General features: G+C 45.1%; 19 protein-coding genes. 2 read left to right on the forward strand and 17 right to left on the reverse strand.

Annotated features, from left to right (window positions below; all coding sequences use genetic code 11):
* Positions 1-34: 34 nt before the first annotated feature.
* From tolB to sucC, 11 genes are all read right to left on the reverse strand, one after another.
* Positions 35-1321, reverse strand: coding sequence for a Tol-Pal system beta propeller repeat protein TolB (gene tolB, locus AB204_RS09765; RefSeq protein WP_411354712.1), 1287 nt, complete (start codon positions 1319-1321; stop codon positions 35-37).
* 190 nt (positions 1322-1511) lie between these two features.
* Positions 1512-2630: a cell envelope integrity protein TolA gene (gene tolA, locus AB204_RS09770; RefSeq protein WP_047963192.1), complete on the reverse strand. Its 1119-nt coding sequence runs from the start codon at positions 2628-2630 to the stop codon at positions 1512-1514.
* 35 nt (positions 2631-2665) lie between these two features.
* Complete coding sequence (tolR, locus tag AB204_RS09775; protein ID WP_047963193.1) at positions 2666-3097, reverse strand: colicin uptake protein TolR; 432 nt, start codon at positions 3095-3097, stop codon at positions 2666-2668.
* A gap of 24 nt (positions 3098-3121) precedes the next feature.
* Complete coding sequence (gene tolQ, locus AB204_RS09780) at positions 3122-3811, reverse strand: Tol-Pal system protein TolQ (protein WP_047963194.1); 690 nt, start codon at positions 3809-3811, stop codon at positions 3122-3124.
* Complete coding sequence (ybgC, locus tag AB204_RS09785; RefSeq protein ID WP_047963195.1) at positions 3808-4212, reverse strand: tol-pal system-associated acyl-CoA thioesterase; 405 nt, start codon at positions 4210-4212, stop codon at positions 3808-3810. The genes tolQ and ybgC overlap by 4 nt, the downstream gene beginning before the upstream one ends.
* Positions 4213-4326: 114 nt before the next feature.
* The gene (gene ybgE / locus AB204_RS09790; RefSeq protein WP_047963196.1) at positions 4327-4614 is read right to left on the reverse strand and encodes a cyd operon protein YbgE; all 288 of its coding nucleotides are present in this window, start codon (positions 4612-4614) and stop codon (positions 4327-4329) included.
* Positions 4614-4730: a cytochrome bd-I oxidase subunit CydX gene (gene cydX / locus AB204_RS21375; protein ID WP_072061423.1), complete on the reverse strand. Its 117-nt coding sequence runs from the start codon at positions 4728-4730 to the stop codon at positions 4614-4616. The genes ybgE and cydX overlap by 1 nt, the downstream gene beginning before the upstream one ends.
* A gap of 11 nt (positions 4731-4741) precedes the next feature.
* A complete protein-coding gene (gene cydB, locus AB204_RS09795; protein WP_047963197.1) occupies positions 4742-5881 on the reverse strand; it encodes a cytochrome d ubiquinol oxidase subunit II in 1140 nt (379 codons plus the stop codon).
* A gap of 14 nt (positions 5882-5895) precedes the next feature.
* On the reverse strand, positions 5896-7467 hold the full coding sequence (gene cydA, locus AB204_RS09800; protein ID WP_047963198.1) for a cytochrome ubiquinol oxidase subunit I: 1572 nt from the start codon (positions 7465-7467) through the stop codon (positions 5896-5898).
* 650 nt (positions 7468-8117) lie between these two features.
* Positions 8118-8987 (reverse strand): succinate--CoA ligase subunit alpha, encoded by an 870-nt coding sequence (sucD, locus tag AB204_RS09805; protein WP_047963199.1) that lies wholly within the window; start codon positions 8985-8987, stop codon positions 8118-8120.
* A complete protein-coding gene (gene sucC / locus AB204_RS09810) occupies positions 8987-10153 on the reverse strand; it encodes an ADP-forming succinate--CoA ligase subunit beta (RefSeq protein ID WP_047963200.1) in 1167 nt (388 codons plus the stop codon). Before sucC ends, sucD begins: the two co-directional genes overlap by 1 nt.
* 45 nt (positions 10154-10198) lie before the next feature.
* Between sucC and AB204_RS22745 the strand changes: the two genes are divergently transcribed.
* Positions 10199-10375: a hypothetical protein gene (locus AB204_RS22745; RefSeq protein ID WP_161796555.1), complete on the forward strand. Its 177-nt coding sequence runs from the start codon at positions 10199-10201 to the stop codon at positions 10373-10375.
* 17 nt (positions 10376-10392) lie between these two features.
* Here AB204_RS22745 and odhB read toward each other — a convergent pair whose 3' ends face one another.
* The 6 genes from odhB to sdhC form a co-directional block, all read right to left on the reverse strand.
* Positions 10393-11610 carry a 2-oxoglutarate dehydrogenase complex dihydrolipoyllysine-residue succinyltransferase gene (gene odhB / locus AB204_RS09815; RefSeq protein ID WP_047963201.1) on the reverse strand — a complete coding sequence of 406 codons (1218 nt, stop codon included), beginning with the start codon at positions 11608-11610 and terminating at the stop codon, positions 10393-10395.
* A gap of 13 nt (positions 11611-11623) precedes the next feature.
* Positions 11624-14431, reverse strand: a complete 2808-nt coding sequence (gene sucA, locus AB204_RS09820) for a 2-oxoglutarate dehydrogenase E1 component (RefSeq protein ID WP_047963202.1) — start codon at positions 14429-14431, stop codon at positions 11624-11626.
* A 331-nt stretch (positions 14432-14762) separates the two neighbouring features.
* Positions 14763-15479: a succinate dehydrogenase iron-sulfur subunit gene (locus tag AB204_RS09825; protein WP_047963203.1), complete on the reverse strand. Its 717-nt coding sequence runs from the start codon at positions 15477-15479 to the stop codon at positions 14763-14765.
* Positions 15480-15517: 38 nt separating this feature from the next.
* Positions 15518-17284 carry a succinate dehydrogenase flavoprotein subunit gene (gene sdhA, locus AB204_RS09830; protein WP_047963204.1) on the reverse strand — a complete coding sequence of 589 codons (1767 nt, stop codon included), beginning with the start codon at positions 17282-17284 and terminating at the stop codon, positions 15518-15520.
* Positions 17285-17632, reverse strand: coding sequence for a succinate dehydrogenase membrane anchor subunit (sdhD, locus tag AB204_RS09835; protein ID WP_047963205.1), 348 nt, complete (start codon positions 17630-17632; stop codon positions 17285-17287).
* Positions 17626-18015 carry a succinate dehydrogenase cytochrome b556 subunit gene (sdhC, locus tag AB204_RS09840; protein WP_047963206.1) on the reverse strand — a complete coding sequence of 130 codons (390 nt, stop codon included), beginning with the start codon at positions 18013-18015 and terminating at the stop codon, positions 17626-17628. Before sdhC ends, sdhD begins: the two co-directional genes overlap by 7 nt.
* Before the next feature lie 624 nt (positions 18016-18639).
* Here sdhC and AB204_RS09845 point away from each other — a divergent pair.
* A complete protein-coding gene (locus AB204_RS09845; protein WP_047963207.1) occupies positions 18640-19923 on the forward strand; it encodes a citrate synthase in 1284 nt (427 codons plus the stop codon).
* Positions 19924-20289: the final 366 nt, after the last annotated feature.

Raw genomic sequence — 20289 nt, forward strand, 5'->3', positions numbered from 1 at the left:
TCCTTTTATAGTTTGCCATACATATTATTATGCATCACAGATACGGCGACCAGGCAGGGAATTTGACCTGTCCATCGGTAGCCGGAAGACGCGCTTTGAAACGCCCATCAGTCGAAACTAGCTGCAATATAGTTCCCCACCCTTGAGTGGAGCTATAAATCACCATAGTGCCATTAGGTGCGATACTCGGCGTTTCATCCAGAAACGTATCTGTCAAAATTTGGACAGATCCCGTTGCCAGATCCTGTTTGGCGATATGCTGACTGCCACTTGCCGAGCTAACCATCACGATAAAACTACCGTCAGAGCTAACATCTGCATCTTGGTTCTGTGATCCTTCCCAAGTGAGGCGTTGTGGAGCACCGCCATTAATATCGATTTTGTACACTTGCGGACGCCCACCCTGATCAGAGGTATAGACCAGAGTCTGGCTATCCGGCATCCAGCTTGGCTCAGTATTATTACTGCGGCCATCAGTAACCTGACGGATTTGACCAGAAGCTAAATCCATCACATAAAGATTCAAACTGCCTGTTTTAGATAATGCAAAGGCAAGTTTAGTCCCATCCGGGGAAAATGCAGGCGCTCCGTTATGACGCGGGAACGAGGCTATCTGGCGTACAGCAGTTGTTGCCAGTGTTTGAATCACCAGTGCAGAACGACCACTTTCAAATGTCACATAAGCAAGTTTGGAAGCATCCGGTGACCATGCTGGTGACATCAAGGGTTCTGGTGAACGGTGTACCGTAAATTGATTATAACCATCATAATCAGAAACACGCAGCTCATACGGGTACTTGCCCGCCCCAGTATTTTTGACAACATAAGCTATACGGGTACGAAATGCACCTTTAATGCCTGTCAATTTTTCAAACACCTGGTCACTGACTGTGTGTGCTGCATAGCGCAGCCATTTTTGTTCAATTGGAAATTGTTCTTGTGCCAATACCGTTCCCGGTGCACCAGCGGTATCAACAAGCTGGTACGAAACAAGAAACTTGCCATCAGCACTTGGTTGAATGTGCCCAACAACTACTGAATCGATTCCCAACGCAGACCATGCCGCAGGCGTTACCTCTGATGCGGTTGTCGGTTGTTGCGGCATACGAGTAGGATCAATGGGATTAAATTTTCCACTGTTTCTCAGATCCGCAGCAATAATTGAACTAATCGCTTCCGGCGCTTCCCCTGCACCAGTCCATTTAAATGGGACAACCCCAATAGGACGGGCAGAATCAACACCCTGTGTAATTTCAATGCGAACTTCTGCATGAGCAGCTACTGCCCATACCATCAGAAAGCCCAATACGACTTTAAACATTTGTTTAAAAGTTTGCTTCATTATCTCTCCCTTATCGCGATCTTTTTATCTGCCCGCAATAATCGCCGGATTCTAACAAACGCCAACAAACAAAACTAGATACCTAAATAAAATCTAATAATTTTGTTTGTACATATAAATTATTCGAAGGTTCACCTAGTAAATAACGCTTTTATGCCAAATATTTACCTTACTTCGGCTTAAAGTCTAGTGTGAAACTCTTGAAATGCTCATAAATCTCTTTACTTGGTGGACGGGGCATTTTCGTCTGATGAGCAGCAGCAAGCGCCGCTCTGCACAGCGCGGGATCACCAGCCCCTGTTGTAATATCAATCAACAATCCATCTGATGCCAGCTTTATCTTTAATTCACAGGTACGACCGATATACAAGTCTGGATCGCGAAAATTACTCTGGATCGCAGCCTGAATCTGCCCTTTGTAATTATTGATATCCGCATCGGAAGGGCCGCTTTTCTTACCACCACTTTTTCCTGCGGCAGCCGCCCCACCCTGCTTAGGTGTGTTGGACGTCAACCCACCCAGCAAATCATCAACTGTTTGGGCCTGTTTTGCTTCTTCTGCTTTAGCCTTAGCTTTTGCCTTTGCTTCTGCTTTCGCTTTAGCCTCTGCTTCGGCCTTGGCTTTAGCTTCTGCCTCCGCTTTTGCTTTGGCTTCCGCCGCTGCCTTAGCCTTAGCTTCTGTTTCCGCTTTAGCTTTTGCCTCAGCAACCGCTTTACGTTTTGCGGCTTCTTCGGCTTCTTTCTTCGCCTGAGCTTCTGCTTTCTGTTGAGCTTCAGCTTGTTCTTTCAGAATCCTTTCTTTTTCTGCCTGTGCTTTTGCTGCTGCTTCTTCCGCCTGTTTTTGCTCTTCACGCGCTTTAGCAGCGGCAGCATCAGCCCGCTCCTGATCTTCACGCGCTTTTGTGGCAGCTTCATCAGCCTGTTTTTTCTGAGCTTCAGCCGCTTGTTGTGCTTTAATTCGCTCTTCTTCAGCCGATTTCAAGCGTTCCTGTTCCTCAGCTTGCTTCGCCCGCAATTCAGCAGCCTGTTGCTCCGCTTTTTTCTTCCGTTGCTGCTCAGCTAACTTTGCATTGGCCTGCTGCTGTTGCTGCTGGTTATATTGCTGGACAACCGCATTCGGATCGACCATAACCGCATCAATAACAGCACCATCCGCTCCACCGCCCCCCATTTCTGTTTTTTGCACCAAAGAACCCCAAATCAGAAACCCGATCAGGATAATGTGCAATATTACCGAAATAATAATGGCGCGATTCAGCTTATTGTTTTGTTCGCTTGTCTTTCCCACACTCGACATCCAGAAACTTTAAGTGATAGCGGCCATCAGGCCCCAATAGGTTGGGTCATTAAACCCACCGATTTTACACCTGCTTGACGAAGCATATTCAGTGCTTTGATGATTTCATCATAAGGAACATCCTTAGAACCGCCAATCAAGAAGACTGTTTTCGGATTGGCTTTCATCAAGGTTTGAGCTTCAGCAACAATTTGCTGCTCAGGTAACAATTCTAAACGCTCCTGGTTAACGACCATGTTGTACTGCCCTACCCCAGAAACTTCTACAATGACCGGTGGATTATCAGAGCTGGAAACTGTTTTTGAATCCACCGCTTCAGGTAAATCGACTTCTACGCTTTGCGTGATAATCGGCGCTGTTGCCATAAAGATCAGCAACAATACCAGCAACACGTCCAGCAAGGGGACGATATTGATCTCGGATTTTAGCTCACGTCTGCGACTACGAGTGCGCGCCATTCGCTGATTACCCCTTACTCTCTATTACGATTTGTTGGTATTGGAAGCAAAGGCCTGACGATGCAGAATGGCCAAAAATTCTTCCATAAAGTTATCGTAAGTTTGTTCTAGTTTGTTGACACGCTGGTTCAAACGGTTATAGGCCATCACCGCAGGAATTGCGGCAAACAAGCCGATAGCTGTTGCAATCAGAGCTTCTGCGATACCGGGGGCAACCATTTGCAATGTTGCCTGCTTTACTGCGCCTAACGCAATAAAGGCATGCATGATCCCCCAAACCGTACCAAACAAACCAATATAAGGGCTGATTGAACCCACGGTTCCCAGAAACGGAATGTGGTTTTCCAGTGTTTCCAATTCACGATTTAACGAGATACGCATGGCACGTGAAGCCCCTGTGATCACAGCTTCTGGTGCATGGTTATTTGCCTGATGCAAACGGGCAAACTCTTTAAAACCAGAATGGAAAATCTGTTCAGTACCACTTAACGAATCACGGCGTGACTGACTTTCTTTATAAAGACGAGATAATTCAATACCCGACCAAAATTTATCTTCAAATGCTTCCGCTTCACGGCTTGCAGCATTAAGAATCTTTGTTCGTTGGATAATGATTGCCCAAGAGGCGATAGAAAAGCCGATCAAAATCAACATGATCAACTGCACTAAAAAGCCTGCCTTAAGAAATAAATCAAGGATGTTCATGTCAGTCACTGCTTAAACTCCGCGACAATAGACTTTGGAAGCGCAATAGGCTTCATTTGAGATGAATTCACGCAGACAACTAAACATTCTGCGCTACTGACAACTACGTCATTGCAATCAATAATTCGTTGAATAAATGTCAGAGAAGCGCCACGAATATTTGTAATTTCGCTTTCAACAACCAACTGATCATCCAGTTTTGCTGTTTTCCGGTAGTCAATAGTCATGCGGCTGACAACAAAGCCAACTTGCTTATCTAACATATACTGTTGGTGAAAACCTTTTTCACGCAGCATTTCGGTACGGGCTCTTTCGTAAAAAGCCAAATAGCGAGCGTGATAAACCACACCACTAGCATCTGTGTCTTCGTAGTAAACACGGATCGGCCAACGGAATAACATATTACTCATATAATCCTAATTAGGCGAATTGACGCTGTCACTATACTCAAGACAGTAGCGCTTTGGAATGACCTGCTAATAAAAAAAATTTATAGGCCAACGACCTATAAAATTATAATTAGTTTACTTAAAGAAATGATATAAGCCAAAAAGAAGAATGAAAAATGCGGGTAATGGATGAAAAAACAGTCGCCAGATGATTCGGTTAGGGTGAAATCCGATACCAAACGTGACACCAGAACAGACAGCCCAAATCAATAAGATGCCTTGCCATATTTGCAATGAACTGGTATTGGCCGCAAAACGTGACGGGTCCCAGAACACACATGAGGCAAGAGTCAAAGCTATGATGAGGATAAGGGCCCTCAATAAGCCCTTATCCATAAGTTGGTAGCATTTATCAGCCAACATTATTTTTTGTCACTCTCAGTCGCTTTCTGTGATTCATTGTGCTCAAGAGCCAAGGCTGCAATAACAGCGAAACTACAAGCCAAGAGCGTTCCGAGAATCCAAGCAAAATACCACATGCCTATGCTCCTTAGTACAGTGAGTGTTTGTTGTTTTCAATGTAGTTCTTATCCAAACGCCCAAAAGTTTTGTAGTAACACCAAATGGTGTAAGACAACACAATAGGAACAAAGATAAGCGCAACAACGAACATAACTTGCAATGTCCACTGGCTGGATGTCGCATCCCACATAGTCAAGCTGACATTCGGGTCAAGACTTGATGGCATCACAAATGGGAACATCGCAATACCTGAAGTCAGAATAATGCAAGCGACCGTTAATGATGAGAACAGGAATGCCCAAGCACCTTTATCCAACCGGGTTGCCAACATAGTCAGCAGAGGAAGAAACACGCCCAACGCCGGTATTGCCCACAAAATCGGGTAGTTATTAAAGTTAGTCAGCCATGCACCTGCCTGCTGAACAACTTCTTTATGCAATGGGTTAGATGGCGCATTCACGTCCAGGCTACCCGTTATCGCATAGCCATCAATGCCATAAATCAGCCATACACCTGCCAGCAGGAAAGCAACTGCTGTTATCGCTGCACAAACATGAGTTGCAGTGCGGGAGCGCAGATGCAATTCACCCGTTGTGCGCATTTGCAGGTAAGTCGCACCTTGTGTCACGATCATCATCAGGCTGATCACACCAGCCAACAGACCATAAGGATTCAACAAACCAAAGAACGAACCCTCATAGGAAACACGCAAATAGGAATCCACAGCCAGAGGAACACCTTGCAACAAGTTACCAAATGCAACACCGATAACCAAAGCAGGCACGAAGCTACCAATAACCAGCCCCCAATCCCACATATTGCGCCATTTGCTACTTTCCAGTTTAGAGCGGTAGTCAAAACCGACCGGACGGAAAAACAGCGCGGCCAATACCAGAATCATTGCCACATAGAAACCAGAGAAAGCAGCGGCATATACCATTGGCCATGCAGCAAACAAAGCGCCACCAGCGGTAATTAGCCAAACTTGGTTACCATCCCAGTGTGGGGCAACTGAGTTAATCATGATGCGGCGTTCGGTATCATTTTTACCGATGATTTTCAACAGGATACCAACCCCCATATCGAAACCATCAGTCACTGTGAAACCGATCAGTAACACACCAATCAGCAGCCACCATATAAATCGTAATACATCATAATCAAGCATAAGTGGACTCCTGCTTACTCAATATTGTTCGCTGAAGAAACTGTTTTCTGTTCAAAGTGGTAACGCCCTGTTTTCAGGCTGCTTGGGCCGAGACGGGCAAATTTGAACATCAAGAACATTTCCGCGATCAAGAACAAGGTGTACAGACCACAAATCAGTACCATTGAGAAAATGAGATCGCCAACACTGCGTGTTGAAGCAGCAACAGCGGTTGGCAGAACTTCACCAATTGCCCAAGGCTGACGGCCATATTCTGCAACAAACCAGCCAGCCTCAACGGCAATCCACGGTAATGGAATACTGAACAGTGCAGCACGCAGCAACCATTTATACTGACCAATGCGGTTGCGGATAACACTCAGGAATGACAGACCGATAACCAGCAGCATGATAAAACCAGCAGCAACCATGATACGGAATGCAAAGTAGAGCGGTGCTACACGAGGAATAGAATCTTTTGCCGCAGCTTGAATCTGTTCTTCTGTCGCATCAGTTACGTTCTCGGTATAACGTTTCAAGAGCATGCCGTAACCAAGATCTTTCTTGCTTTCGTTGAATGCGCTACGAACACTTGGATCAATGTTGCCAGAACGCAACTCTTCCAGCAGTTCATAGGCCTTGATTCCGTTACGGATACGCTGTTCATGCTGACTCATCAAATCACGCAGACCAACAACGGGGGTATCTGTAGAACGGGTAGCAATCAATCCCAAGACATAAGGAATTTGGATGGAATATTTATTTTCCATTTTGTCTTGATCAGGAAGCCCAATCAACGTGAATGAAGCTGGAGGTGGCTGAGTTTCCCATTCTGCTTCAATCGCAGCCAACTTGGTTTTCTGCACGTCCCCCATTTCATATCCAGATTCATCACCCAGAACAATGACAGACAGTATTGCAGCCATACCAAAACTTGCGGCAATTGCAAAAGAGCGTTTAGCAAATGCAAAATCGCGCCCTTTCAGTAGATAATAAGAACTGATGCCCAATACAAAAACGGCACCTGTAACATAACCAGCAGCAACAGTATGAACGAATTTCACCTGAGCAACCGGGTTAAGTACCAGTTCACTGAAGCTCACCATTTCCATTCGCATGGTTTCGAAATTGAAATCAGATGCAATCGGGTTTTGCATCCAACCATTCGCAACCAAAATCCACAATGCAGAGAAGTTAGAGCCTAATGCAACCAGCCAAGTAACCGCCAAATGTTGTTTCTTACTCAGACGATCCCATCCGAAGAAAAACAGACCAACGAATGTGGATTCGAGGAAGAACGCCATCAGACCTTCGATGGCCAACGGCGCACCGAAAATATCACCAACATAGTGTGAGAAATATGACCAGTTAGTTCCGAACTGGAACTCCATGGTCAAGCCCGTTGCGACACCCAGAGCAAAGTTAATACCGAATAACTTGCCCCAGAATTTTGTCATATCTTTATAGATTTGTTTGCCAGAAAGGACATATACCGTTTCCATGATCGCAAGCAAAAACGCCATGCCCAGCGTTAATGGTACGAACAGAAAATGGTACATGGCAGTTAAGGCAAACTGTAATCGTGACAGTTCGACAATATCAAACATCTTGACTCCTTGCTCCTAGCAGGAAGGACACCGACTTGCGGCAACCCGACTTCGTAAAACGAAAGTCTCGTAACTACCAGCAATAAATGCCTCAAACACAATAATGAATTATTAACGAAATCAAAGATTCAGTATATACCACAATAATATTACGCCTATATTTACACACAATAAATAAATTTTACGTGATTCAGCTTAGAATTCTGAATATAGGTCAACAATGCCGTGTATTCCCGGCTTAATATCTGTATATCTTAGATCAATTTAATCAAGTTTAGCCAATACATTCCATAGTAATAACTTGATTTTAGTCAATTTTTTACTTGTTTTGTTAAGCTTTGCAGCTATTATTTCAATCTGGTTTACTAGGTGTTAATAAGTTGTTATTTGTAATGAGCTGTAATTTCTTTTTTGCTGTAAAAAACATTAGAAAATTAACTTTTCATTTTCATTCTTAAAAAAATATATTTTTTCGATATTTCGGGTTAATTTAAGCAAATAAATAAATAGGATCTTCTAAATCCAGTTAAATTAAATTGGAAAATAACTGACTTTATAAATTAACTAAGCTACTGTTAATATTGCAAATAAAAACAAAAGGCCACCCAAGGGTGGCCTTTTTCTATAAAAATGGCTTATTTTGAAACTAATTATGCCAGTAATGCTTTTACTGCTTCACCAATGTCAGCAAGGCTACGTACCGTTTTAACGCCTGCCGCTTCCAGTGCAGCAAATTTCTCATCTGCTGTACCCTTACCACCTGCGATAATCGCGCCTGCATGCCCCATGCGCTTACCTTTAGGCGCAGTTACACCCGCAATATAAGCAACGACAGGTTTAGTTACATGCTCTTTAATATAAGCAGCCGCTTCTTCTTCTGCTGTACCACCGATTTCACCAATCATAACAATGGCTTCTGTCTGTGGGTCTTCTTGGAACAGTTTCAGAATATCGATAAAGTTTGAGCCAGGGATTGGATCGCCGCCGATACCAACACAGGTAGACTGCCCTAACCCTGCGTCAGTAGTCTGCTTAACAGCTTCATAAGTCAACGTACCAGAACGGGATACAATACCCACTTTACCCGCTTTGTGAATATGACCAGGCATGATACCGATCTTACATTCGTCAGGTGTAATTACTCCCGGGCAGTTAGGCCCAATCATGCGAACACCGGCTTGATCCAGTTTCACCTTCACTGTCAACATATCGAGTGTTGGAATACCTTCTGTAATCGTGATGATCAGTTTAATACCTGCATCAATCGCTTCCAGGATGGAATCTTTACAGAAAGGAGCCGGAACATAGATAACGGAAGCAGTCGCACCAGTCGCTTCAACCGCTTCACGCACGGTATTGAACACAGGCAATCCCAAATGCTCAGTACCACCTTTACCCGGTGTTACACCGCCAACCATTTGAGTACCGTAAGCAATCGCCTGTTCGGAGTGGAATGTACCTTGGCTGCCAGTAAAACCCTGACAAATCACTTTGATGTTTTTATCGATTAAAATAGACATTATTTATTCCCCGCTGCTGCTACTGCCTGTTTAGCTGCGTCTGTCAAACTGGTAGCTGCAATGATGTTCAAACCACTGTCTGCCAGTTTTTTAGCGCCCAGTTCAGCATTGTTTCCTTCCAGACGAACGACAACCGGTACGTGAACTCCGACTTCTTCCACCGCACCAATAATGCCGTCAGCAATCAAGTCACAGCGGACGATACCACCAAAGATATTGACCAAAACAGCTTTAACATTTTCATCTGACAAGATGATTTTGAATGCTTCGGTAACACGCTCTTTTGTCGCGCCACCGCCCACATCAAGGAAGTTTGCTGGTGCACCGCCGTGCAGTTTGACAATGTCCATCGTTCCCATTGCCAGACCTGCACCATTCACCATACAACCAATGTTGCCATCCAGCGCAACATAGTTCAGTTCCCATTGAGCAGCCTGAGCTTCACGTGGATCTTCCTGTGAAGGATCGTGCATTTCACGCAATTCAGCCTGACGGAACATGGCGTTACCATCTGCACCCAGTTTCCCATCCAGACAGACAAGATCACCCTGAGTTGTGATAACCAGCGGGTTGATTTCAACCATAGCTAAATCACGCTCCAGGAACAGGTTTGCCAATCCCAAGAAAATCTTGGTGAATTGACCAACTTGTTTACCCGTTAAACCGAGTTTGAACGCCAATTCACGGCCTTGATACGGCATAGGGCCAGCCAGTGGGTCGATAATTGCTTTATGAATCAGCTCGGGCGTTTCTTCCGCCACTTTTTCTATTTCGACGCCACCTTCAGTAGAGGCCATGAACACTACACGACGCGTACCACGGTCAACAACAGCCCCAAGATACAGCTCTTTGGCAATATCGGTTGCTCCTTCTACCAAGATCTGATGAACAGGCTGTCCCTGTGCATCTGTCTGGTAAGTAACCAGTCGTTTACCCAGCCAATGTTCAGCAAAAGCGCGGATATCTTCCTTACTGTTGACGACTTTCACGCCACCAGCCTTACCGCGGCCACCTGCATGAACCTGACATTTAACGACCCAAGGGCCTGAACCAATCTTGGATGCTGCTTCTTCTGCTTCGCGCGGAGTGGTACAAGCATAGCCAGCAGGTGCTGGTAAACCATACCGTGCAAAAAGTTGTTTTGCCTGATACTCGTGTAAATTCATGATGTTCTATCCATAATTTGATCTAAGAAAGGTAATTTACCTTCTATGCCCTTCATCTTTCAAATTGCCTCTTTGTTGGCTGCGATGCAATTCGAAATCTATTGGGCATATATTCGTTGCTCTGGATATGACCAGCCCGAAGGCTGGCCTGCATATACATTTTTACATCAACATCGTACTACTTCAGACTTGGCGGAGTTCAACACTCTCGACCGACAGTGATTCCGCCGATAGTGATGCTATACATCCAGCAACAAACGTGTTGGATCTTCCAGCATTTCTTTGATGGTCACCAGGAAGCCCACTGACTCACGGCCGTCAATCAGACGGTGGTCATAGGACAGCGCCAGATACATCATTGGGAGGATCTCAACCTGACCATTTACTGCCATTGGGCGATCTTTGATGGCATGCATGCCAAGAATCGCACTTTGTGGTGGGTTAATGATCGGGGTGGACATCAGAGAGCCGAAAACGCCGCCATTAGTAATGGTGAAATTACCGCCAGTGAGTTCTTCAACGGTCAGTTTACCGTCGCGGCCTTTAATCGCCAACTCTTTGATACTTTTCTCAATTTCAGCCATGCTCAGTGCATCTGCATCACGCAATACTGGTGTAACCAGACCGCGTGGCGTAGATACTGCAATGCTGATATCAAAATAGTTGTGGTAAACCACGTCAGTACCATCGATGGAAGCGTTAACTTCTGGATAGCGTTTCAACGCTTCAACTACCGCTTTCACATAGAAAGACATGAAGCCCAAACGCATGCCATGACGTTTTTCAAACGCATCGCCATACTGCTTACGCAGTTCCTGAATTGGTTTCATGTTGACTTCATTGAAAGTCGTCAACATCGCTGTATTGTTTTTCGCTTCCAGCAGACGCTCTGCGACACGTTTGCGCAGACGAGTCATTGGTACGCGTTTTTCACTGCGATAGGCCAGTGAAGATTGTTGTGCAGCAGGTGCAGACGCGGCAGGCTTATCACTCTCTTTTTTATTCGCAGCAATATATTTTTCTACGTCTTCACGAACAATGCGTCCACCAACGCCACTACCTTTAATTGCAGCAGGATCTAAATCGTGTTCTGCAATCAGGCGGCGAACAGCCGGGCTCAGTGCATCATTGCTTTCTTCTTCCAAAGAAGCAGTCTGGCGCTGCGCTGGAGTTGCTTCTGTTTTTTCTTTTACTTCAGCAGGCATGCCAGTGCTGTCACCCAAACGGATGCGACCGAGCAGTTGTCTGGACAGTACAGTGGCTCCCTCTTCTTCCAAAATTGCTTCCAGAACACCAGCTTCACTTGCTGGTACTTCCAAAACAACTTTGTCAGTTTCAATTTCAACCAGTACTTCGTCACGCTCAATGGTGTCACCTGGTTTTTTATGCCATGTCGCAACAGTGGCATCTGCAACAGATTCAGGAAGGTCTGGAACCAGAATTTCTACGCTACTCATTTTCTATCCTTATTTATTCAACGTTCAGTGCGTCATCAACCAGTGCTTGCTGTTGCTTCTGGTGAACAGACGTATATCCCACAGCCGGGGAAGCAGATGCTGGACGACCTGCATAACGTAAAGATGCCCCAAATGGGATAGCTTCACGGAAATTATGTTGACTGCAATACCAAGCCCCTTGGTTCAGTGGCTCTTCCTGACACCAGACGAAGTCATGAACATGGGCGTACTGCTCAAGCTGAGCTTGCAAGTGCTGACGTGGGAATGGATACAGCTGTTCGATACGCACGATAGCGACATTGGTCTGTTCATTCTTACGACGCTGTTCCAACAAATCGTAATAAACTTTACCGGAACAAAGTACAACACGTTTAACACCTTTTGGATCTAAGGTATCAATTTCACCAATTACTGGCTCAAATTTACCGTTAGCCAGTTCATCCAGGTTAGATACAGCCAATGGATGACGCAGCAGCGATTTAGGTGACATAACGATGAGCGGACGGCGCATACCACGCAGAGCCTGACGGCGCAGCATGTGATAAACCTGAGCTGGAGTTGATGGTACGCAAACCTGCATGTTTTGTTCTGCACACAGTTGCAGGTAACGCTCCAAACGTGCCGATGAGTGCTCTGGCCCCTGCCCTTCATAACCATGTGGCAACAACATAACCAGACCACACATACGGCCCCATTTCTGTTCGCCGGAGCTGATGAACTGGTCAATCACAACCTGAGCAACGTTGGCAAAGTCACCAAACTGGGCTTCCCAAATCGTCAGAGCGCGAGGTTCTGTGGTTGCATAACCGTATTCAAATGCCAATACCGCTTCTTCTGAAAGTACAGAGTCCCATACTTTGAATACCCCTTGGCCATTGTGAACATTTGCCAAAGGTACGTACACAGAAGCATTGGTCTGATTATGAATAACAGCATGACGGTGGAAGAATGTACCACGACCGGCATCTTCACCAGAGAGACGCACTGGAACACCTTCATCAACCAGAGTTGCATATGCCAGTGTTTCCGCACCACCCCAGTCAAACAATTTATTGCCGTTAGCCATTTCTGCACGGTCGGTATAAATTTTTGAGACACGTGAATGCATTTCCACTTCAGTAGGGATCGTGCTGATGCGCTTACCGAGATCCTGCAAGCGTTTCATATCTACTTTATGCGGATATTCTTCATCCCATTCGTGATTCAGGTAAGGTTCCCACGTGAATGAATGCAGCCCCATTGGACGCCACTCATCAACAACACATTCACCATGATCCAGAGCATCACGATACAGGTTAACCATCTCAGTCACATCATTAGCAGCCAGCAAACCTTCTGCTATCAACTTATCTGCATAGATTTTACGTGCAGTTGGCTGTTTTTTGATCTTCTGGTACATCAGTGGCTGAGTTGCACTTGGCTCATCAGCTTCGTTATGACCGTGGCGGCGATAACAAACCAGATCAATCATCACGTCACGTTTGAAGGTATTGCGGAAGTCAAGCGCCAGACGAGTAACGAATGCAACGGCTTCCGGATCATCCGCGTTAACGTGGAAAATCGGTGCCTGAACCATTTTCACAATATCAGTACAGTATTGTGTTGAACGGGCGTCTTTCGGATTAGAAGTAGTGAAACCAATTTGGTTGTTAACCACGATACGGACAGTACCGCCAACTTCATAACCACGCGCCTGAGACATGTTCAGTGTTTCCTGAACAATCCCCTGCCCTATTACTGCGGCATCACCGTGGATGGTGACAGGCAGGACCATGTTACTACGACCTTCATCAAGACGATCACGGCGGGCACGTACTGAACCAATAACAACAGGGCTAACAATTTCAAGGTGAGATGGGTTAAAAGCGAGTGCCAGATGCACTAAACCACCTTCAGTTTCAAAATCAGAAGAGAAACCTTGATGGTATTTCACGTCACCTGTTCCAAGGTGTTCTTTGTGTTTACCCGCAAACTCGTCAAACAGATCAACCGGCTTTTTACCCAAGAGATTAACCAGAACGTTCAGACGACCACGGTGAGCCATCCCCAGCACAACTTCTCGGGTATCCTGTTTACCTGCATGGCGGATCAACTCTTTCAACATAAGAATAAGCGCATCACCACCTTCTAAGGAGAAACGTTTCGCCCCCGGGAACTTAGCACCTAAATAACGTTCCAAGCCTTCGGCTGACGTTAATTCTTTCAGGAAACGATGCTTTTCTTCTTCATTGAACTGTGAACCGACTGTGACAGACTCCAGACGTTGCTGAATCCAACGTTTTTCTTCTGTATTGGTGATATGCATGTATTCTGCACCGATTGAACCGCAATAAATACGCTTCAATGAATCATACAGATCAGCCAGTTTCATTGTTTCTTTGCCAATGGCAAAAGAGCCTACATTAAACGTTTCTTCAAAATCCGCTTTCGTTAAATTATGGAAAGCAGGATCGAGATCAGGTACAGGTTCCTGTTTCCATAATCCCAATGGATCAAGGCTTGCATGTTGGTGTCCGCGGAAGCGGAATGCATTGATGAGCTGCAAAACTTTAACTTGTTTTGCATCCATTGCTGGATCGCTGACTGAAGTGTGGTAACGCGTGGCATCCTTTGCCAGACGACGGAAGTAGTCACGTGTCTGTGAGTGAAGTTGTTCCCCGCTAAGTCCTGTATCCGGTAATTGTTGGAAAATTTCTCTCCAACTCGCATCAACAGAATTAGGATCGGTTATATAGTCTTCATAGATTTGCTCTATGTAAGACTGGTTTGCACCAGCCAGAAAGCTTGAGTCCAGCCAGTCCTTCATTGCGCCGTTCTGCATTGTGATCCCTTAAGCTTTAAAAGCTTTAGTTTTCGCCGTGGTTAACAAATTCCGCTTAATTAGCGGTGCTGATAAAAGGTTCATTTGGACGTGCTTAATGCATGTTCTCTATTTGGGTTTTCCCACCCTTCAAGGAACCTTTAAAAACTGAATATCAGTTTTTAAAGGTTCCTTTATTTAGGAATATGCAACGTCTTGAGCAGTAGGCAATTTATCATTTTTCATTCTTTATGCCCCCCACCGATTTGATATTTATTTCAAAATTGTGGAGGGCAACATTATATGCACTATTTACACGCAAATTATGTGTTATTTATGCACGAAATTCCATTTATGCGCTGTGTTTCAGCAGCATAGATTTAATATGACCAATCGCTTTTGTCGGATTAAGCCCTTTAGGGCATACACTGACACAATTCATGATCCCGTGGCAGCGGAAAACACTAAAGGCGTCATTTAGATTATTCAGTCGTGAAGTCGTTTCAGTATCACGGCTGTCAATCAGAAAACGGTACGCAGCCAAAAGACCTGCTGGGCCAATAAATTTATCTGGATTCCACCAGAACGACGGACAAGACGTCGAACAGCAGGCACACAGAATACATTCATACAGGCCATCCAATTTTTCACGTTGTTCTGGTGATTGCAGGTGTTCACGCGCAGGCGGGTTTTTGCCGTCATTAATCAAATAAGGACGAATTTTTTCATATTGCGCGTAGAATTGCCCCATATCAACAACCAGATCACGAACCACAGGCAAACCTGGCAATGGACGAATCACAATTTTCTTATTGCCACGACGCAGTGCTGAAACTGGCGTAACACAAGCCAAACCGTTTTTGCCGTTCATATTCACGCCGTCAGAACCGCAAACCCCCTCACGGCAAGAACGACGAAATGATAAGGTTGGGTCTTGTTCTTTTAGCTGGATAAGTGCATCCAGCAACATCATGTCACGCCCTTCCTGTGCTTCCAGCGTGTAGTCCTGCATATGAGGCGCATCGTCTACATCTGGATTGTAACGATAAATCGAGAATTCAAGTTTCATAATCTATTTCTCCGCAACCGGAACATCAGCAACGCAAATTAGTAAGAACGCACTTTCGGCGGGAAAGCTTCACGCAGCGTCGGCTGCATATTCACTTCACGACGAGTCATGCTCTCAGTTTGCGGTAAATACAGGCTATGACACAGCCAGTTAGCGTCGTCACGTTCTGGATAGTCAAAACGGCTGTGAGCGCCGCGGCTTTCTGTACGGAAATTCGCAGCAACCGCTGTTGAATAAGCAGTTTCCATCAGGTTATCCAATTCCAGACATTCGATGCGCTGCGTATTGAATTCTGATGAAGTATCATCCAGACGGGCATTTTTCAAACGTTCACGAATAACTTTCAGCTCATCCAAGCCTCTCGCCATTGCATCGCCTTCACGGAATACCGAGAAATTGTGTTGCATGCATGCTTGCAGTGCTTTGCGGATATCTACCGGATCTTCACCGGAACGGGTATTGTTCCAACGATTCAGACGTTGCAGTGCTGCATCGACGTCAGATTCGCTGGCATCACGGCTGGTTCCTTGCTCCATCAGGCACTCTTTCAGATGCAGACCCGCGGAACGACCAAATACCACCAAATCAAGCAGTGAGTTACCACCAAGACGGTTAGCCCCGTGAACAGACACGCAAGCAATCTCACCTACGGCAAACAGACCTGGAATCACCACATCTTCGCCTTTTTCGTTTACTGTCAGCGCCTGACCTGTGATCTTGGTTGGAATACCGCCCATCATATAGTGGCAGGTTGGGATAACTGGAATAGGTTCTTTAACCGGGTCTACGTGGGCAAAAGTACGGGATAATTCAAGGATGCCCGGCAAACGAGACTCCAGAACTTCCTTGCCAAGATGATCCAGTTTCAATTTCACATGAGGACCCCATGGGCCTTCACAGCCACGGCCTTCGCGGATTTCGATCATCATGGAACGTGCAACCACATCACGGCCAGCAAGGTCTTTGGCATTTGGTGCATAACGCTCCATGAAGCGCTCACCATCTTTATTCAGCAGATAACCACCTTCACCACGGCAGCCTTCTGTGACCAAAACACCTGCGCCGGCAATGCCTGTTGGGTGGAATTGCCACATTTCCATATCTTGTACAGGAACGCCAGCACGCAGGGCCATACCAACACCATCGCCTGTATTGATGTGTGCATTCGTTGTGGATTGGAAGATACGACCAGCACCACCGGTTGCCAGAATGGTTGCTTTGGCTTTGAAATAAACCACTTCACCAGTTTCAATACAGATAGCAGTACAACCAACAATTGCGCCATCCTGATTTTTAACCAAATCCAGTGAATACCACTCAGAGAAAATAGTTGTGTGATTCTTCAGATTCTGTTGATACAGAGTATGCAATAGAGCATGACCAGTACGGTCAGCGGCAGCGGCAGTGCGGGCAGCCTGTTCGCCACCAAAATTTCTGGATTGTCCGCCAAATGGACGCTGATAAATACTGCCATCATCCAGACGGGAGAATGGTAAGCCCATATGTTCCAGTTCCAGAATTGCTTCCGGGCCGGTCTTACACATATATTCGATGGCATCTTGGTCACCGATATAATCGGAACCTTTTACCGTATCATACATGTGCCATTCCCAGTTATCATCATGGGTATTACCCAGAGCGACGGTAATTCCGCCCTGTGCTGAAACAGTATGGGAACGGGTTGGAAACACCTTGGAAATCAAGGCGCAGGATAAACCCATTTGTGAAATTTGCAGTGCAGCACGCATACCTGCGCCACCAGCACCAATAACAACAGCGTCAAACTCTCTTACCGGCAGTTTCATTTATGCACCCCACACAACAATTGTTCCGTAAATCAAATAAGACAACAGCGCCACAATAATCACCAGTTGCAGCACCAGACGCAGTGCGAGTGGCTTGACATAATCTGTCAGCACCTGCCACATGCCAATCCATGCATGAACCAGAATGGAAAGCAGTGTCAACACGGTGAACACTTTAGTGAGAGATGAAGAAAAGAAACCACGCCAGACTTCATAAGTAATATCCGACGTTGTTGCAACGAAACCAACAAGATAGAGAACGTATAAAACAATAATAATTGCAGATGCACGTAGCAGCAGCCAATCCTGAATACCCGTACGACCCAATGCGGATGCGTTGCTTACCATAATAATACCCCAGCCAGAATAGACAGAATAACCGCGATCGCTATTGACACTTTGGCAGACGCACTACCGATAGCGAGGTTTTCTTCCAGGAAACCAAAATCCATCAATACATGGCGGATGCCCCCACAAATGTGGTAAGCCAGCGCCGTCAATATCCCCCACAGGATAAATTTGGCGAAGAAGCCAGTCATGATTTCAGATGCTTGTAGGAAGCCCTCCTGCGAAGACAGTGACATACCCAACAACCACAGCAGAATACCAACTGCGATAAAGGTGATGACGCCTGAGATACGGTGCAAGATCGATGCTATCGCGGAGACGGGTTGGTTAATCGTCCGCAGATCAAGGTTGACAGGTCTTTGTTTTTTCACAATTTTGCCCACAAAGCTTTTTTTTATTTTCCATCCTCCGGTCCTGGGCAGAAATCAAACAGCGCTAAGGGGATACAAAGACACAACATAATTAAATTAACAATCCTTACATGTTCATCAAAAGTTGTGATTTGGTTACGCTGGGTGCTCCTACATCAGGGTAATCCGGAGACCTCGGAGAAGTATAAGTACTTCACATTGTTATTACAATTCCCACACAATATGATTGTTAACATTTAGCGTGAACAGTGAGAAAGATCACGCTTCAAACATTTATCATAAAAACCATTATCTTGTTTGACAAAGATTAAACATTTACCTTACATCTATGTCGTTATATATTATTTATCGTCGTTTTCCGATGAAAAAACATACTCATCGCAAAACAGAGGTTATGTAAAAGTATTGTATAAGCACAAAATGATAACATTTGATGTTAATAATGCTTTAAACATAATTCCCGGAAACTTTTTAACAACCTGAAAACCATTGTCATCCGTAATGAGATTTCAGCGTTATAAATGTGATACCAGCCTGATTTTAAATTCTCTCCGGTAGCACAATGCCTTCGGCACAGTATAAATTGCGCCTATCTGGTTGTTAGGGGTTATAAAAATAAGCGCTAAGGAGATGTAAATGGCTGATAAAAAGGCTACGTTGAACATAAATGGTTCAGCTGCTATCGAACTAGACGTACTAACGCCGACCCTAGGTTCTGAAGTGATTGACGTTCGTACCCTCGGCTCAAAGGGCTTCTATACCTACGATCCAGGCTTTACTTCCACTGCCTCCTGTGAGTCGAAAATCACCTATATTGATGGCAATGAAGGCATTTTGCTGCACCGTGGTTTTCCTATCGATCAGCTCGCAACGGAATCAACCTATCTGGAAGTCTGTTATATTCTGCTGTACAGTGAACCGCCAACACCCGAAGAATACGAAAAATTCAAAACTACGGTAACTCGCCATACAATGATCCACGAACAGATTACCCGTCTGTTCCATGGTTTCCGTCGTGATTCCCATCCAATGGCTGTACTTTGTGGTGTTACTGGCGCATTAGCTGCCTTCTATCATGATGCATTAGATGTCCATAACCCTCGTCACCGTGAAATCACCGCTTACCGCCTGTTGTCCAAAATGCCGACTGTCGCGGCGATGTGTTACAAATATTCCCTTGGGCAGCCTTTTGTTTACCCACGTAACGATCTTTCTTATGCGGCCAACTTCCTGCACATGATGTTCTCAACGCCTTGTGAAGAATATAAGGTTAACCCAGTACTGGAACGCGCAATGGATCGCATTTTCATTCTGCATGCAGATCATGAACAAAATGCGTCGACTTCAACAGTACGCACCGCAGGTTCTTCTGGTGCTAACCCATTTGCTTGTATTGCCGCAGGTATTGCATCTTTGTGGGGACCGGCACATGGCGGCGCAAACGAAGCCTGCTTACGTATGCTGGAAGAGATCCAAACAGTCGAGCACATTCCTGAATTTATTGCTCGCGCCAAAGACAAGAATGACTCTTTCCGCCTGATGGGCTTTGGACACCGTGTTTACAAAAACTACGATCCCCGCGCGACAGTCATGCGTGAAACTTGCCATGAGGTATTGAATGAACTGGGTCTTAATGATAGCCTGCTGGAAGTCGCGATGGAGCTGGAACGTATTGCTCTGAACGACCCATACTTCATTGAGAAAAAACTGTATCCGAATGTTGATTTTTACTCTGGCATCATTCTGAAAGCCATGGGTATTCCATCAACCATGTTCACTGTGATTTTCGCTATCGCCCGTACTATTGGCTGGATTGCACACTGGAACGAAATGCACGATGAAGGTTTGAGGATTGCTCGCCCACGTCAGCTTTATACTGGTCATGACAAACGTGATTTCAAGAGCCAGTTGAAAAAGTGATTTAGTCAATCCAATAGCATTATTCACATTCTGAATAGTGTATTTCTGCACCTCTCATGTCAGTTTTTATTTTGATATTAGGGGTGTGGTTTTTATGATTAAGATATAAAGCCATTATGATTCCTCCACAGATTCCTCCTCAAAAACTTTCTATCGGTGAAACTATTGGATTTTCTTCTTCAACTCCCACCACAGCTTTTACTCCCACTCGTTTTACAAAAAGTATTAATTATCTAAAAGTGTTAAGTATCTAAAAGTGTTAATTATCTATAAAGTAAGTTTTAAAACAAAAACAGAAATACTGACAGCGAAAAGTGTTTTCTATCGTTCAGAGAGCATTATGCAAAGAATGGCAGGATTTAATTC

Origin of the sequence: Xenorhabdus khoisanae (assembly GCF_001037465.1) — a bacterium.
Lineage (GTDB): Bacteria > Pseudomonadota > Gammaproteobacteria > Enterobacterales > Enterobacteriaceae > Xenorhabdus > Xenorhabdus khoisanae.